General features: G+C 73.7%; 16 protein-coding genes. 8 read left to right on the top strand and 8 right to left on the bottom strand.

Annotation, left to right across the window (positions count from 1 at the left end):
• Positions 1–5: 5 nt before the first annotated feature.
• Entirely contained in the window at positions 6–1,790 is a 1,785-nt protein-coding gene (locus tag GA0070214_RS22135) for a potassium channel protein (RefSeq protein ID WP_244167803.1), read from the bottom strand.
• Positions 1,791–1,877: 87 nt separating this feature from the next.
• On the opposite strand from GA0070214_RS22135, the gene GA0070214_RS22130 reads away from it, so the two are divergent.
• The 4 genes from GA0070214_RS22130 (at position 1,878) to GA0070214_RS22115 (ending at position 5,825) form a co-directional block, all read left to right on the top strand.
• Positions 1,878–2,369: an MSMEG_6728 family protein gene (locus tag GA0070214_RS22130; protein ID WP_091267275.1), complete on the top strand. Its 492-nt coding sequence runs from the start codon at positions 1,878–1,880 to the stop codon at positions 2,367–2,369.
• Between the two features lie 38 nt (positions 2,370–2,407).
• Complete coding sequence (locus GA0070214_RS22125; protein ID WP_091267272.1) at positions 2,408–3,937, top strand: FAD-dependent oxidoreductase; 1,530 nt, start codon at positions 2,408–2,410, stop codon at positions 3,935–3,937.
• Between the two features lie 73 nt (positions 3,938–4,010).
• Positions 4,011–5,153: a hypothetical protein gene (locus tag GA0070214_RS22120; RefSeq protein ID WP_091267269.1), complete on the top strand. Its 1,143-nt coding sequence runs from the start codon at positions 4,011–4,013 to the stop codon at positions 5,151–5,153.
• Between the two features lie 231 nt (positions 5,154–5,384).
• Positions 5,385–5,825, top strand: a complete 441-nt coding sequence (locus GA0070214_RS22115; RefSeq protein WP_091267267.1) for an HNH endonuclease — start codon at positions 5,385–5,387, stop codon at positions 5,823–5,825.
• Between the two features lie 70 nt (positions 5,826–5,895).
• On the opposite strand, the gene GA0070214_RS22110 is transcribed toward GA0070214_RS22115, so the two are convergent.
• Entirely contained in the window at positions 5,896–6,663 is a 768-nt protein-coding gene (locus GA0070214_RS22110; protein WP_091267264.1) for an enoyl-CoA hydratase/isomerase family protein, read from the bottom strand.
• Between the two features lie 77 nt (positions 6,664–6,740).
• On the bottom strand, positions 6,741–9,140 hold the full coding sequence (locus GA0070214_RS22105) for a M4 family metallopeptidase (protein ID WP_091267261.1): 2,400 nt from the start codon (positions 9,138–9,140) through the stop codon (positions 6,741–6,743).
• A gap of 171 nt (positions 9,141–9,311) precedes the next feature.
• Between GA0070214_RS22105 and GA0070214_RS22100 the strand changes: the two genes are divergently transcribed.
• Positions 9,312–9,773 (top strand): hypothetical protein, encoded by a 462-nt coding sequence (locus GA0070214_RS22100; protein ID WP_139141890.1) that lies wholly within the window; start codon positions 9,312–9,314, stop codon positions 9,771–9,773.
• A gap of 6 nt (positions 9,774–9,779) precedes the next feature.
• Here the strand turns inward: GA0070214_RS22100 and GA0070214_RS22095 are convergent, their stop codons facing one another.
• From GA0070214_RS22095 to GA0070214_RS22080, 4 genes are all read right to left on the bottom strand, one after another.
• The gene (locus GA0070214_RS22095; protein ID WP_091267255.1) at positions 9,780–10,391 is read right to left on the bottom strand and encodes a histidine phosphatase family protein; all 612 of its coding nucleotides are present in this window, start codon (positions 10,389–10,391) and stop codon (positions 9,780–9,782) included.
• A 70-nt stretch (positions 10,392–10,461) separates the two neighbouring features.
• A complete protein-coding gene (locus tag GA0070214_RS22090; protein ID WP_091267252.1) occupies positions 10,462–10,881 on the bottom strand; it encodes a VOC family protein in 420 nt (139 codons plus the stop codon).
• A gap of 35 nt (positions 10,882–10,916) precedes the next feature.
• Entirely contained in the window at positions 10,917–11,339 is a 423-nt protein-coding gene (locus GA0070214_RS22085; RefSeq protein ID WP_208602860.1) for a helix-turn-helix domain-containing protein, read from the bottom strand.
• On the bottom strand, positions 11,336–12,202 hold the full coding sequence (locus tag GA0070214_RS22080; RefSeq protein ID WP_208602859.1) for a sigma-70 family RNA polymerase sigma factor: 867 nt from the start codon (positions 12,200–12,202) through the stop codon (positions 11,336–11,338). Before GA0070214_RS22080 ends, GA0070214_RS22085 begins: the two co-directional genes overlap by 4 nt.
• 144 nt (positions 12,203–12,346) lie before the next feature.
• Between GA0070214_RS22080 and GA0070214_RS22075 the strand changes: the two genes are divergently transcribed.
• Positions 12,347–12,811 carry a carboxymuconolactone decarboxylase family protein gene (locus GA0070214_RS22075; RefSeq protein ID WP_091267250.1) on the top strand — a complete coding sequence of 155 codons (465 nt, stop codon included), beginning with the start codon at positions 12,347–12,349 and terminating at the stop codon, positions 12,809–12,811.
• Positions 12,812–12,865: 54 nt separating this feature from the next.
• Here GA0070214_RS22075 and GA0070214_RS22070 read toward each other — a convergent pair whose 3' ends face one another.
• Positions 12,866–13,603, bottom strand: a complete 738-nt coding sequence (locus GA0070214_RS22070; protein WP_091267247.1) for an SDR family NAD(P)-dependent oxidoreductase — start codon at positions 13,601–13,603, stop codon at positions 12,866–12,868.
• 109 nt (positions 13,604–13,712) lie between these two features.
• Here GA0070214_RS22070 and GA0070214_RS22065 point away from each other — a divergent pair, with 109 nt between their 5' ends.
• Positions 13,713–14,351, top strand: coding sequence for a TetR/AcrR family transcriptional regulator (locus GA0070214_RS22065; RefSeq protein WP_091267245.1), 639 nt, complete (start codon positions 13,713–13,715; stop codon positions 14,349–14,351).
• A 72-nt stretch (positions 14,352–14,423) separates the two neighbouring features.
• Positions 14,424–15,143, top strand: coding sequence for a TMEM175 family protein (locus tag GA0070214_RS22060; RefSeq protein ID WP_244167802.1), 720 nt, complete (start codon positions 14,424–14,426; stop codon positions 15,141–15,143).
• Position 15,144: the final 1 nt, after the last annotated feature.

Genomic DNA, 15,144 nt, shown 5'->3' with positions numbered 1-15,144 from the left:
CGGGGTCACTCGTCCGGTTGGCGAGGGGCCGGTGTGCCGGCGGGTGCGGGCGGTGGCACCGGCGTGGTCTCCCGGAGCAGGGCGGTGAGCCCGGCGCGCCTAGCCACCACGGTCAACCGGTCCCCCGCGTGGATCACCATTCGAGGGTCGGTGGACCACTCCGTCTTCTGCCCGGCTCTCGTGTGTGCCAGGAGGCGCACCTCGCCGGGGCGGGCCACCGCGGCGAGCGGCCGGCCGTCGAGTGGGGAGCCGGCCACCACCGGCACCTCGGTGACCAGCAGCGCGTGCCGGTCGACCGGGATGGTGGCGATCACCGCGCGGTCCAGCATGGCGGCTGCGAACGCCGGGGCGGCCAGGTAGGACACGCTGCGCGAGATGCCGATGCCGAACGCCTGCTGGATCCGCTCGGCGAAGTCGCCGTCGAAGAGGCGCAGCACCACCCGCAGGTCGGGGTCGAGGGAGCGGGCGTTGAGCGCCGCCCGGAGGTTGACCCCGTCGTCGGTGGAGACCACCACGAGCGCCTGGCTGGTGTCGACGGAGGCGGCCCGCAGGGTCTCCTCCTGGCCGGCGTCCCCCACGATGAGCGGCACGCCGAGCCGGTGGGCGAGCGGGGCACCGCGCGCGTCCGGGTTCCTGTCGATGGCCACCACCTCGACCCCGAAGTCGTGCAGCTGCGCCATCACCCGGGTGCCGATGTTGCCCAGCCCGACCACCACCACGTGCCCGGACCGGTCGGGCTGGATCCGGCCGGCGTGCAGGGCGAGGCGGGCGTTCACGATGCCGTCGACCACGGCGGCCGTGATGAGCGGGATCAGGGCCAACCCGGCCAGGTTGAGCACCACCTGCATGATCTGCGCGGCGACGGGCTTGCCGAGGTCGGGATCCTGCCCGCTCAGCGTGGTCACCAGGGTGAGGTAGAGCGCGTCGGACCAGTTGACGTGGGCGGCCCGGGCGTTGAGCCAGCCGAGCACGGCGATCACCGCCAGCAGCACCAGCACGGCCACGCCGATCTTGCGGGTGGCGAAGCTGCGGAGCGCGCGGAGCAGCACCGCGACCGGCTGCCGGCGCCGGCGGGCCCGGACCAGCCGGCGGGCGGCCAGCTCGGTGCCGGGTGGCCGTCCGGTCGCCTCGGCCAGCACCACGTCGGCGGAGGCCTCGTCGGCGGGCAGCACCCGGACCAGCTCCGGGTCGGTGGTGACGGCCAGCCCGCTGACCACGTCCTGCGGGCGCACGTCGGCGCGGCGCGCCACGTAGAGGGTGCGACCGGCGTGCCGGAAGTGCGTGGGGGCCAGCTCGCCGAGGGCGGCGGCCACGAAGGCCGGGGCGGAGATCGAGGCGTCGGAGAGCACCGCCGAGTCGGGAAAGAGCTGCCGCAGGCCGTTGGCCAGGCTGGTGTTGAACATCCGGACCACCAGGCGCAGCCGCGGCTCCACCTCCTGGGCGCAGAGCGCCGCGTGCATGTTGCCCACGTCGTCCTGGTGCAGCAGGGCCAGCCCGTCCGCCCCGGCCAGCCCGGCGCGGCGGAAGGTGGCCTCGTCGAGCCGGTCCGCGCGGACGACCTGGACACCCGGGAGGTCCCGCCCGTCCGGCCCCTCGGAGCGGCGGCGCTCGGGCACGACCAGGGTCACCCGGACCCGGCCCGCCGGTGGGTCGGTGGCGAGCAGCGACCGGACCACCCAGTAGGCCAACGGGTCCGATCCGCACACCACGTAGTGGGGACGGACGTCGCCGTTCATCTTGAGCCGCCATCCGGTCGCCCGGCGCGCGCGGTCGCGGAGGGGCTCGGCCATGCCCGGATCGTAGTCAGCCGCTCGCGGTGCGCGCAGCCCCCTCGATCATCAACGCATGGTGCCGGCCACCGCGGGTAGAGCACCGGCATGCAGACGTTCCTGCCGTATCCGGACTTCCTGGCCAGCGCCCGCACGCTGGACCAGAAGCGGCTGGGCAAGCAGCGGGTGGAGACCATCCAGGTGCTGCGCGGGCTGACCCGCCCGGACTACGGCTGGCGCAACCACCCCGCGGTGAAGATGTGGGCCGGGTACGAGGAGGCGCTGACCCGCTACGGCCTGGACATGTGCGCGGTCTGGTGCGAGCCGGGGCGGGCCGACACCTGCGCGGCCACCATGGCCACCGACCTCGCCTCCGCCTGCGGCATCACGCTCATCCGCACCCAGCCGGAGCTGGCCGAGGCCGGCGAGCTGCCGCCCTGGCTGGGCCGGGACGACCTGCACCGCAGCCACCGGTCGTCGCTGCTGCGCAAGGACCCGGCACACTACGGCCCGCAGTTCGGCGACGTCCCGCCCGACCTGGAGTACGTCTGGCCGGACTCCGACCGGCCGCGCCGCTGTCTGCTGCCGCCCGCCGGGTGACCCGGCAGACTGGAGGCCCCCGTCGGGCGGAGGTGCGCATGGCACTGTCGCGAGTGGTCGGCCGGCTCATCGGCGTACGCCGGCACGTGGTGGACCCCGGCGGCGGTGGCGCCCCGCGCGTGCCGCGACCGGTGCGGGCCGTGGTGGTCGGCGGCGGCATCGCCGGCATGTCGGCGGCGGTGGTGCTGGCCGAACGCGGTGTCGAGGTGACCGTGCTGGAGGCGGCGCCGCACCTGGGCGGCCGGCTCGGCGCCTGGCCGGAGGAGCTGCCGCACGGCGTCCAGCGCAACGAGCACGGCTTCCACGCCTTCTTCCGGCAGTACTGGAACTGGCGGAACATCCTGCGCCGGGCCGACCCGGCCCTGGGTTTCCTCAAGCCGGTCCCCGGCTACCCGATCCTCTCGGCCGAGTGGCCGGCCGAGGAGTTCGGGAGGCTGCCGCCCGCGCCGCCGGCCAACCTGGTGGCCCTGCTGCTGCGCAGCCCGAGCCTGCGGCTGGCCGACCTGCGGGCCATGGACCGGGACGCGGCGTTGCCGCTGCTGGCCTACGACCCGGTGCGCACCTACGCGGAGTTCGACACCCGGACCGCCGACGAGCTGCTCACCTCGCTGCGGCTGCCCGACCGGGCCCGGGCCATGCTCTTCGAGGTCTTCTCGCACTCGTTCTTCAACCACGAGGCCGAGATGTCGGCCGCCGAGATGATCGCCCAGTTCCACTTCTACCTGCTCGGCAACCCGGAGGGGCTGGCCTTCGACTGCCCGGACCGGGACTACGCCACGGCGATCTGGGAGCCGCTCACCCGGCACGTCGAGCGGCACGGCGCCCGGGTGCGCACCGGCACGCCCGCCACCCGGCTGGACCGGACCCCCGGCGGCTGGCGGGTGACCACGGCCGGCGGCGACGTCCACGAGGCCGGGCACGTGGTGCTCGCCGTCGACCCGCCCGCGCTCGCCGCACTGGTCGCTGCCTCTCCCGGCCTGCTCGCGGCGGCCCCGGGGCTGGTGGCGCGGATGGCCGCGTTCGGCCGGCCCGGCCCGCCGTACGCGGTGGCGCGCTACTGGCTGGACGGCGACGTGCGGCCGGACCGGGCGGCGTTCAGCGGGGTGTCCCGGCAGTCCACGCTGGACTCGGTGACCCTCTACCACCGGCTCGAGGACGAGCCGCGGCGCTGGGCGCGGCGGACCGGCGGCTCGGTGGTGGAGCTGCACGCGTACGCCTGCGAGCCGCACGTGCCGGCCGAGGAGCTGGCCGAGCGGATGCGGGCGGAGCTGGCGGCGTTGTGGCCGGAGACGGCCGGCCTGCGGGTGCGCGCGTTGCGCGCCCGGGTCGAGGCGCAGGCCCCCGCGTTCACCCCGGGCAGCCACGCGCGGCGGCCGGGGGTACGCACCGACGCGGCCGGCCTCTACCTGGCCGGCGACGGGATCCGCACCGCGTTCCCGAGCGCGCTCATGGAACGGTCGGCGGCGACCGGCATCGTGGCCGCCAACCACATCCTGCGGGCGGAGGGGGCGGCGGCCGAGCCGGTCCACTCGGTCCGCCCGCGCGGGCTGCTGGCCGGACGGCGCTGATCCGAAACCGGTCATAAGCCTGCAAAAGCTGCACTAGGCTCGACTGATTCCGTCGGCACGGGAGGTCGGGAGGGTGAGCACGGCGCTGCGGGTGGACGACGAGCGGGACGACGCCTACGGGCTGCTCCGCGACGAGCGGGCGTGCGTCGTCACCGCGCTGCGGCTGGGCTGGTCGATGGCGGACACCTACCACCACGCGCAGACCGCCGACCTGGCCGACGGCGCGGACCGGCCAACGGCCGCCCCGCCGAAGCTCTCCAATGTCACCGAGATGCCGGGACAGCTCCGGCTCCGGATGAACCTCGACGGGGTGGAGGTGGCGCTCGCCCAGATCGCCGCGCTCACCGCGCCGGGCCGGCCGCTGCCGTCCACCGCCACCGCCCGGGCCGCCGGCGGGGCGGACCGCGAACCGCTGCTGCTCGCCCTCGACGAGCTGAATGTGGACGTGCTGCGCTGGACGATGGCCACCAACCACCGGGTGGGGCTGGCGTACCGGCTCGGCCGGTCGCTCGCCGACACGGCCCGGCGTGGCGACGCCGACCAGGTGGTCGGGCGGTTCGGCGGGCGGCAGATTCAGCTCAGCCGGTGGCTGGACGAACTGGCCACCGTGCTGCCCCCGTACTCGGCGGCGGTGGTGCGCCACTCCCTGGCCGCCTGGGCGGCGGCGGCCACCCGGGCCGCGGTCGGCGACCCGGGCGAGGCCGGGCTGGCGGAGCTGGCCCGCGAGCTGCCCAACCAGGGCGAGCTGTGGCGGGGCGTGCTCACCGGCGGCCTGCACCCGCGCGACCTGTTGGACGAGGAGAACTGGGCGGTGGTGGCCCGGAACGTGATCATCAGGGACCGGAAGCTGGTGGTGCAGGCGGCCCGGGGGATCTTCTGGCCGGTGCTCGTACCCCTGCTGGTGGTGCTGCTGGCGGTGGTCGGGGTGAGCGCCGCCGCGGCGGCCGGTTCCCCCACCACCCGGGCGGCGGTGGCCCTGATCGGCCTGGGCGCCGGACTGACCGCCATCTGGCGCTCGGTGTCCACGCCCGCCCTGTCGGTTGCCGCCGAGGTGAACCGGCCGCTGCTCGAGAGCGAGCTGGTGGTGCAGATGGGTGCCCGGCTCGGCCGGCCGCTCAGTGCGGCACGGGCGGCCGGGCGGACCGCCCGGCCACGGCCCCCGTCCGACGGCGGATCGAAATACGTTGCTCACGTTTCCGGCGTGGATCTACCGTGAGCGCGCAAGGTCAACCACCGCTCCGGGAGCCGTCGATGTCGCTGCGACACGCCACCACGATGCCGTCGTGGCTGCCCAGCGACGGTTGCCGAGCCGAAGTTCCCCGTGCCGGGTGGCCCGACTGAACGCGCCTGCGCGTCCACGTCGCCGCCGCCCGTCCACACCGGACCGGGCGGCTTTTTGCTGCCGTACCACCGATGCCGTAACCACCGATCGGGAAGGGAGAGCCCGGTGGACGCCGTCCTCGTCATCAACGCCGACCTCGGCCCGCTGCACCGGGTCACCGTCCAGCACGCGATCCGGATGCTCTGCCGGCGGGTCGCCGAGATCCACGAGGCCGAGCCGGACCAGGTCATCGGGGTCTTCCCGATGCCGCGGGTGGTCCGCCTCGTCCGGTACGTGGTGACCCGCTGGCGGTTCAGCGCCGGCCCGGCCTGGTCCCGGGGCGGGGTGCTGCACCGCGACGGCCGGCGGTGCGCCTACTGCGACGGCCCGGCCAGCACGATCGACCACATCCTGCCCCGCTCGCGCGGCGGCCGGAACACCTGGGGGAACACCACCGCCGCCTGCTACGGCTGCAACCAGCGCAAGGGCGACCGGACCCCGGCCGAGGCGGGCATGCCGCTGCGGCGGGAGCCGGTGACGCCGAGCTGGGCCGCGCTGGCGCGGTGACGGACGGCCGGCGGGCACAGGGGGTCGCGTCGGAGGCACGCCTCCGGCGCGGCGCCCGCCGGTCCCGGGATCAGCCGGCGGCGGGCGGGGTCCAGCCGAAGCGCGGCGGCCGGCGCTCGGTGACCGCCGCGATCCCCTCGCGGGCCTCGCCGCTCTCCCGGACCTGCCGGTGCCACCAGGCGACCCGGTCGGCGTCGGCGCGCCCGTCGACGATCTCCTTGGCCGCCGCCACGGTGAGCCGGGAACGCTCGGCGATCGTGGCCGTCAGCGCCGCCACGCGGGCCGCGAGCCCGTCGGCCGGCAGCACCTCGTCGACCAGCCCGATGCGCAGCGCCCGCTCGGCGTCGACCAGCTCACTGGTGAACAGCAGGTGCTTGGCCGCGGACGGCCCGACCAGCCGGGCCAGCCGCCGGGTGGTCGGCGCCGGGTAGACCAGCCCCAGCCGCGCCGGGGGTACGCCGAACCGGGCGTCCGCCGCGGCGAGGCGCAGGTCGCAGGCGACGGCGAGCTGGCAGCCGCCACCGACACAGGCGCCCTCGACGGCGGCCACGGTGGGCCGGCCGAACACGGCGAGCCGCTCCTCGGCGGCCACGGCGATGCTGCCGTCCCCGGCCTCCAGCAGCTCGTCCAGGTCGCCCAGGTCGGCGCCGGCACAGAAGGTGCCGCCCGCTCCGGTGAGCACCAGCACGCGCACCGCCGGGTCGGCCTCCAGGCCGTCGAGCAGCACCGGGAGTTGCCGCCACATGGCCGGCGTCATGGCGTTGCGACGGGCCGGGTTCCGGATCGCCACGGTCGCCACCGGGCCGTCGACCGTGACGGTCAGTTCCGCATCGGACATGGCTCCGACCGTAACGGGCGGGGCCCGGTGACCACCCGCGTGGGGTGGCCGCCGGGCCCCGGGGTCGGGCGGTCAGGTCAGGAGACGTTGACCGCGGTGTCGTCGATGACGAACGAGGTCTGCAGCGAGGAGTCCTCGGTGCCGGTGAACTTCAGGGTGACGCTCTGGCCGGCGTAGCCGGCCAGGGAGAAGGACTTCTGGCTGTAGCCGGTGGCCTTGTTCAGGTTGGAGTAGGTCGCCAGGGTCGCCAGCACACTGCCGGAGGAGTTGAGCACCTGCACGGTCAGCTTGTCGTACTGGACGCTGCTGGTGGTCTCCGCCGAGTCGATGTGCAGCCAGAACGTGAAGTTGTAGCTGGTGCAGCCGGCCGGCAGGCTCACCGACTGGGACAGGGTGTCGGTGTGGGTGCTGCCGTAGCCGTCCAGCCACGCGTTCCAGGTGCCGGTACGCGGCGGCTGGCCGGAGGAGCCGTACTGGCCGATCACACCCGAGGTCGACGACCACACGGTGTTACCCGACTCGAAGCCCGGGTTCCCGAGCTTCTGACCCGCACCCGTGCAGCCGCCGCCGGTGCCGTTCACGGTCAGCGTGTAGGTCGCCGAGTGGCTCACCGAGCCGGCGCCCGTGACGGTCACCGAGTAGGTGCCGGCCGGGGTGCTCGCCGAGGTGGCGATGGTGAGCGTGGACGAGCCGCCCGAGGTCACCGAGGCCGGGCTGAACGACGCGGTGGCGCCGCTCGGCAGGCCCGAGGCGGAGAACGTCACGGTCTGCGCGGTCCCGCTGGTGGTGGCGGTGGCGACGGTGGTGGAGACCGAAGCGCCCGCGGTCACCGAGCCGGAGGTCGGGGAGAGCGCGACGGAGAAGTCGTTGCCGGTGGAGCCGCAGGGCGCGTCGTTGCCGGCCACGTTCACCGCGGTCCACGCCGCCTGGACGGTCTTGTACTCGGTGGAGCAGTTGCCGTACAGGTCGGTCGCCGCCTTCAGGGTGTAGGCCCGGGCGGTGTTCGACGGGGTGGTGGTGTTGACGTACGAGGTGTTCGAGGTGAAGTACACGTCGAGCGCCCGGTACCAGATCTTCTCCGCCTTGGCGCGACCGATGCCGGTCACGGCCGGCGCCGAGCCGCAGACCGGCGACGTGCCGTACGCGGTGGAGCCGGTGCCCTCGGCCAGGTTGAAGTAGAAGTGGTTGGCCACGCCGGAGGAGTAGTGCACGTCCTTGTTCTTCGTGCTGGTGCTCCAGCAGGAGTCGGACGAGCCGTCCAGCGACGGGTTGTACATGTAGCGCAGCGGCGTACCGTTGCCGTTGATGTTGATCTTCTCACCGACCTGGTAGTCGCCCGGGTCGCTCGGCGCGGCGGCGTAGAACTCCACCATGTTGCCGAAGATGTCGCTGGTGGCCTCGTTGAGGCCGCCCGGCTCGCCGGAGTAGACGAGGCCGGACAGCGCCTCGGTGACGCCGTGGCTCATCTCGTGGCCGGCGACGTCGAGCGAGACCAGCGGGCGGGAGTTGCCGGAGCCGTCGCCGTAGGTCATCTGGGAGCCGTCCCAGAAGGCGTTGACGTAGTTGCTGCCGTAGTGCACCCGGCTCGGCACGCCCGCGCCGTTGCCGAAGATGCCGTTGCGGCCGTGCACGTTCTTGAAGTAGTCGAACGTCTTCGCGGCCCCGAAGTGGGCGTCGACACCGGCGGACTGCCGGTTCGAGTTGGTGCCGTTGCCCCAGTTGTTGTCGGGGTCGGTGAAGGTCGTGCAGGTGCCGCCGGTGCTGTTGTTCATGTCGCACGTACGGCCGTTGCCGTGGGACGGGTCCACCATCTGGTAGGTGCTGCCGGAGAGCGTCGTGTCGATGCTGACCGTGCCGGTGTAGATGCCCTGGCCGCTGCCGACCACCGTCACGATCTCGTCGTAGGAGCCGATCACCGCGCCGGTGGTCGCGTCCGTGACGACGTGCAACTTCGACGGCGTCTGCCTGTCCGCCTGCCAGCCCGTGGCGACGGTCTCCCAGGCCAGCCGACCCCGGCCGGAGCTGGCGTCGACGAAGAGCTCCGGCGTGCCCACCGAGGTGAGCGAGCCGGAGAACGCCTTGCGCGCGCTGGCCTTGGCCGCGGCCGCACCCACCTTGGCGGTGGTGGCCAGCGTGAGCGGTGCGGCCAGACCGACGGAGGTGCCGGCCAGCGTGCCGTTCGGGGCGGTGTGGATGACGAAGTCACCGCCGTAGACGCGCAGGCCGTGGTAGGTCCGGGCGTAGCGGGTGTGGGTGGCCCCGGAGGCGTCCACCCTCGTGCGCACGGCCTGGTACGCCTCCCCGGCGGCGCCCTGGACGGCACCGGGGTTGGCGCGGAGCAGGCTCTCCGCCCGGGTTGCGGCGGCGGACTCGGGGGACGGGGCGCTCGGGGTTGCCGCGTGCGCCGTGGTGGTGACGCAGGCCAGCACGCCGCTGGTGAGCAGCGCTGCGCTGACGGCGGCGAGGGATCTTTTCACGGGCCCTCCTGAAGGGGGGAAGTTGTGACGGGGGTAGTCACTGATGTAGATATAGCGATACATCGAAGAACGTGAAAGGGTGCGAGCGCTTTCCTGCCGGAGACACTGTCCGTTCGGACGATGCGACGGAGCGTGTCGGAACCGGGTGGCCTCGCCGTGCGTCCGATCGGCATGAGAGCCACCCCTGTCGCGGCGACCCTCCTCGCCGCGCTCCTCGCCCCGCTCGGCGGCTGCGCCCAGAACGGCGGCAGGCCCGCGCCCGACAGCGCGGCTTCGGCCACCACCGCGCCCGCCGTGCCGGTGGTGCTGACGAAGTCCGGCGGCATCGTCGGGCTCGAGGACACCGTCACGGTGGAGCCCGACGGCCGGTGGACCCGGGTCGACCGGGCCGGCGCCTCCCGCACCGGCCGGCTCAGCGACACCGACCTCGACCGGCTGCGGCGCCTCGCCAGCGACTCGCGGCTGGTCGCGGAGGCCACCGCCACCATCCCGGCGACCATGTGCGCGGACGCGTTCAGCTACCGGCTCACCGTCGGCCCGACCACCACGAGCTACGTGGACTGCCCGCCGGAGCTCACCCCGCCGCCCGCCACCGCGGCCGTGGTCGACCTGCTCACGCAGGCGACGGGCTGATCCGGGTCAGATGAGGTAGTGCTCCGGGAGGCCGGTGGCGCGGAGTTCCGGGGGGAGGTGGGCGACGTCGTTGTGGGCGATCAACGCCGGCGGGAGGCCCGGGGTGTAGCGGATGACGGTCAGGCCGGCGTTCTGGTGGTTCAGGCCGATCCAGCGCCGTTCGGGGGCCTCCAGGGCGTGGCGGACCAGCCATCCGACCAGGAAGTTGTGCGTGACGATCAGCTCACGTACGTCGCCCTCGTCGGGCGGTGTCGCGAAACGGGCCACGGCCTCGGCGGTCACGCGCGGCCCGTCGAGCCGTTCGCGCTCGGTGAAGCCGGTGAGGAAGGTCGCGTACCGCTCGGGCAGGCCGGCCGGGTCGGTGTCGTGCGGCATGTGGTCCCCGGCCCGGTCGTCGGAGTACACGGGAACGCCCGGCAGTGCGGCGGCGACCAGCGCGGCGGTCTCCGCGGCGCGGCGTGCCGGCCCGTGGTGAACGGCCGCGAAGTGGGTGCCGCGCAGCCGCTCGCCCAGCAGCGTCGCCTGTCGGCGGCCACGCGCCGAGAGGCCGGTGTCCGCCTCCTCCTCCGGCCGGTCCTGTTCGCCGTGGCGGACCAGGTAGAGCAGGCGGCTGGGCATCCGGGGCACCTCCGGGGTCGGGACGAAAGGCGAGACTAGTCGCCCGTTCCCGACCCCGGGGGCCCGCTCGTCAGGCGCGGGGGTTCATCTGGCCGATGCGGATCCGGTTGCCGAAGGGGTCGCGGATCCCGAAGTCGATCCCGTACGGCCGCTCGGTCGGCTCGTCGGTGACGTCCACGCCCTTGGCCACCAGGTCCTCGTACGCCTTGCGCGCGTCGTCCGTGGTGAGGCAGAGCCAGCCGCTCATCGCGCCCTTGGTCAGCAGTTCACGGACCCGCTCGGCGGTGGCCGGGTCGAGGGCCGGGGGCCCGGGCTTCTCCAGCAGGATCTCGTGCTCCGGGTCGCCCGGCACGTTGACCGTGAGCCACCGCATGAAGCCGAGGTCCTGGTCGGTGTTCACCTCGAGGCCGAGCTTGCCGACGTAGAAGTCGAGCGCCTCGTCCTGGTCGAGGACGTAGATCTGGGAGCGGGAAATCGAGGTCATCGTCATGCCTGGAACGCTAGAGCAAGGCGCTGACCTGGTGCTTATCCAAAAGTGACAGGTTCCTCCGCCGTCGCGCTCGGCCGCGTCCAGGCCTTGATGAAGCAACTCGGCACGTCCACCGCCACCGCCTTGCGCCGCCGGTAGGCCGACGGTGACTCGCCGACGATGTCGCGGAAGGTCCGGCTGAACGTGCCGAGGCTGCCGAAGCCGACCAGATGGCAGATCTCGGTGACCGGCTGGTCGGTCTGCACCAGCAGGTACATGGCCCGCTCGACGCGCCGCCGCTGCAGGTAGCGGTGCGGTGTCTCGCCGAAGGTGGCCCGGAAGGTGCGGATGAAGTGCGCCGCCGAGACGTGCGCGATGCCGGCCAGCGCCGGCACGTCGAGCGGCTCCGCGTACGCCCGGTCCATGGCGTCCCGGGCGCGCAGCATGGCCCGGTTCGACTCCTCGACGGCCCGGCTCACCCCACCACCAGCTCGAGTGCGCGGAGCTGCTCGGGGTCGGCCACCGTCTCGATACCGATGATCCGGTCGGTGACCGTGAAGCTGAGCGCGAGGCGGATCCGGCCGTCAACGACGACCACGGCACCGGGCAGCCCGTCCACGAACGCGGGGACGGCGGCCTGCGCCCGGCCGTTGAAGAAGTCGGCCACCGCGGAGGAGCCACGCGCCTCCGGGGTGCCACCCATCCGCACCGCGGCGGCGTCGGCGCGCATCACCACGTACGGGTCGAGGAGGCTGACCAGGTCGTCGAAGCGACCCTCCCGGGACGCGGCGAGGAACGCCTCGACCACGCGGCGCTGGCGGGCGGGGTCCGTGACCGGGTCGACCGACCGGTCCTGCACCCGGCGGCGGGCCCGGCTGGCGATCTGCCGCACCGCCGGGGTGCTGCGGTCCACCACCGGCGCGATCTCCTCGAAGGAGACGGCGAACATGTCGTGCAGCACGAACACCAGCCGCTCGGTGGGGCCGAGGGTGGTCAACACCACCTCCAGCGCCCGGCCGACCGACTCGGCGAGCAGGGCCTCCTGCTCCGGATCCCGGCCGCCGGCCGCCTCGCCCGCCGGCCCGTCCCCCGCCTCGCCGGTGGCCTCCTCGCGCCGGGCGCCGGCCGACCGCAGCCGGTCCAGGCAGACCCGGCCGACGGTAGTGGTCAACCACCCGGGCAGGTTGTCGATGGCGCCGACGTCGGCGCGGCTCAGGCGGAGCCAGGTGTCCTGCACGGCGTCGTCGGCCTCGGCGGCGGACCCGAGCATCCGTTCGGCCACCGCCCGGAGGCGGGGGCGCTGCTCCTCGAAGCTGCGGACCAACAGGTCGGTGTCGCTCACGGTCTCGCCATCCCCACGGCCTCCGGGTGACCACCGTCACATCTGTCACGCCGCCGGTCCGGCCCTCGACAACCGGGTGACGGACGACGACAGCGGCCGCGCGGGCGAACGCCGGCCAGCCTAACAGGACAGGACGGACCCAAGATGTCTCTCGAGGCTCGCATCCAGAACCCGGCGGCTCTCCTCCCCGACGCCGTGAAGGCGGTCAACCTCCTCTACAAGGCGGCGCACTCGGCGGGCGTGCCGGCGACCACCCTGGAGCTGGTCCACCTGCGGGCCAGCCAGATCAACGGGTGCAGCGCCTGCGTCGACTCCGGGGCGCGGAACGCCCGCAAGAACGGCGAGACCGAGGAGCGGCTCTTCGCGGTGGCCGTGTGGCGGGAGACGCCGTACTTCACCGACGCCGAGCGGGCCGCGCTCGCCCTGGCCGAGCACGCGACCCGGCTCGCCGACCGGAGCGACGCCGTGCCGGACGCCGTGTGGGACGAGGCGGCCCGGCACTTCGGCGAGAAGGAACTGGCGGCGCTCGTGCTCTGGATCGCCACCACCAACTTCTTCAACCGCATCAACGCCGCGACCCGGCAGCCGGCCCCGCAGAACTGGGGCTGACCGGCGACCCGCGCGGGGCGACGCTGTGCGCACCGCCGCCCCGCGCGGGCACGCTCAGCGGGTCTGGTCGGTCGGCCGGATGAGGATCTCGTTGACGGCGACGTGCTCGGGTTGGGTGAGCGCGTACCGGACCGCGGCGGCGACGTCCTCGGCCCGGAGGGTCCGCATGGAGTCCGCCATGGTCCGCGCCGCGGCCCGCATGGCCGGGTCGGTGAGGTGGCTGGCCAGCTCGGTCGCGACGAAGCCGGGCTCGATGACGACGACCCGTACGCCCTGGGCGGTGACCTCCTGCCGCAACGCCTCGGCGAACGCGTTGACGCCGAACTTGGTGGCGGCGTAGACCCCGCTCGCGGCCGACGCGGTGCGGCCCGAGGTGGAGGAGATCTGCACGACCGCGCCCCGGGACGCGAGCAGGTGCGGCAGGGCGGCATGGACCGCGTACATCGATCCCAGCAGGTTCGTCTCGACCATGCGCGTCCACTCGGCGGTGTCCGCTCCGAGGATCGGGCCGCTGAGCATGACGCCCGCGTTGTTCACGAGCACGTCGAGTGCTGCGAAGCGCGCCACGGTCGCCGCGACGGCGTCCCGGACCGACTCAGGGTCGGTGACGTCCAGGTCGAGGGCCAGCATCTCGCCGGGGGCGTCCTCGGTGAGGGCCTTCAGCCGGTCGGCCCGCCGAGCGCCGACGGCGACCCGGGCGCCCGCCTCCGACAGGGCAAGGGCCGTGGCCCGGCCGATGCCCGAGGACGCGCCCGTGACCAGGACGGCCTTCCCTTCCAGTGTGTTCCCCACGGTGTTCCTCCCGCGTTCGTGAAAATGACCGCTCGGTCATCTTGACCGTAGCAGCTAACCTGACCGGCCGGTCATGTTGTGCTAGGCTTCACAGGGAGGGAGGGCGCGCGTGAGCGAGACGACGGCCGCCGGCCAGCGAGCCGACATGGTGCGCAACCGGCGGCTCCTGCTCGGGGCCGCGACGGCGGCCTTCGCCGAGCGTGGGGTGGAGGTGTCGATGGGCGAGATCGCCCAGCGCGCCGGCCTCGCCAAGGGCACGGTGTTCCGGCACTTCGCCTCGAAGGAGGACCTGCTCGCCGCGATCATGCTGCAACTGCTCGACCGGCTCACCGGCACGGCCGACCGGCTCCGTCAGGCCGACGACGCGGCGGCCGCGCTCCGGGAGTTCATGACCAACGGCGTCGAGGCGCTCGCCGCCGACCGCGCGTTCTGCGAGGTGGTCGGGCGCCCGTCACTGCAGAACCCTGACGTACGCGCGGCGATCAACCACCTCTGCGACGCCGCCGAGGCGCTCACGGCCCGGGCCCGCGAGCAGGGCGCCGTCCGCGACGACGTCACAGGGACGGACATCGTGCTGCTGCTGGGCGGCATCCATCAGACGGCGGCGCCCCTGCTGGCGGACCAGCCGCAGGCCTGGCGCCGCTACCTGGAGCTGGCCCTCGACGGGCTGCACGTGCCGAACGCCGGCGCGCTGCCGGAGCAGCCACCCCGCGGCCTGCCGCTCGACGGCTCCCCCGCGACCGGGTGAGCGATCCCGCCGGATCGGCGTCCGCGCCGAACGGCGGGTTTGTCGCCTGTGACGGAGGGGAAGCCGGAACGCATGCCCTGGTTCCGCGCGGCCGGCAGCACCTCGAACGCTGGTGACCGGGAGGAGCGACGCAGCACTCCGATTGGTGCGGAGCGAGACCCGAAGCGAGTCGTCGCGTTCAGTGACGCGGTCATCGCCATCGCCGTCACGCTGCTCGTCCTGGAGATCCGCCCGCCCGAGGACACCCGGCACCTCTGGCAGGGCCTCCGCGAGCTGTGGCCCTCCTACGCGGCGTACTTCCTCACCTTCCTGCTCATCGGACAGATGTGGGTGAACCACCACGTCATGTTCGACCACATCCGCTCCGCGGATCGCCTGGTACTGCTCCTCAACACCCTCCTCCTGATGCAGATCGCGTTCCTGCCGTTCGCCTCCGCCGTGCTGGCCAGCGCGTTCGAGTCGGGCCACGGCGAGCGAACCGCCGTCCTCTTCTACGGGATCGCCTACGAGGTGGCGGCGATCCTGTTCAACGTCATCTGGGAGTACGCGCGGCGCGGCCGCCGCCTGGTGGATCCGGCCACCGACGCGGCCGCTGCGGCGGCGATCAGCAGGCGCTTCCGGCCGGCGCCCGTCTGGATCGCCGTCGGGACCCTCCTGGGCGCATGGCACCCCGTCCTCGGCATTGCGGTGCTCGCCGCGTTCGTTCCGTTCTACTGGTGGCCGATCAAGGGCGAGATCGCCAGCATCAGACGCGCCCGCGAACGGGCCGGTGGAGAACCGGCTGCCTCCTGAG

It is taken from the genome of Micromonospora chaiyaphumensis (assembly GCF_900091435.1).
Classification (GTDB): domain Bacteria; phylum Actinomycetota; class Actinomycetes; order Mycobacteriales; family Micromonosporaceae; genus Micromonospora; species Micromonospora chaiyaphumensis.
This window is presented reverse-complemented; position numbering and strand designations above follow the sequence as displayed.

Bases quoted from the DNA above. Each gene is read 5' to 3' on its own strand.
- GA0070214_RS22135 (WP_244167803.1), bottom strand. From the start codon at position 1,790: ATGGCCGAGCCCCTCCGCGACCGCGCGCGCCGGGCGACCGGATGGCGG.
- GA0070214_RS22130 (WP_091267275.1), top strand. From the start codon at position 1,878: ATGCAGACGTTCCTGCCGTATCCGGACTTCCTGGCCAGCGCCCGCACG.
- GA0070214_RS22125 (WP_091267272.1), top strand. From the start codon at position 2,408: ATGGCACTGTCGCGAGTGGTCGGCCGGCTCATCGGCGTACGCCGGCAC.
- GA0070214_RS22110 (WP_091267264.1), bottom strand. From the start codon at position 6,663: ATGTCCGATGCGGAACTGACCGTCACGGTCGACGGCCCGGTGGCGACC.
- GA0070214_RS22100 (WP_139141890.1), top strand. From the start codon at position 9,312: ATGAGAGCCACCCCTGTCGCGGCGACCCTCCTCGCCGCGCTCCTCGCC.
- GA0070214_RS22095 (WP_091267255.1), bottom strand. From the start codon at position 10,391: ATGCCCAGCCGCCTGCTCTACCTGGTCCGCCACGGCGAACAGGACCGG.
- GA0070214_RS22090 (WP_091267252.1), bottom strand. From the start codon at position 10,881: ATGACGATGACCTCGATTTCCCGCTCCCAGATCTACGTCCTCGACCAG.
- GA0070214_RS22075 (WP_091267250.1), top strand. From the start codon at position 12,347: ATGTCTCTCGAGGCTCGCATCCAGAACCCGGCGGCTCTCCTCCCCGAC.
- GA0070214_RS22060 (WP_244167802.1), top strand. From the start codon at position 14,424: ATGCCCTGGTTCCGCGCGGCCGGCAGCACCTCGAACGCTGGTGACCGG.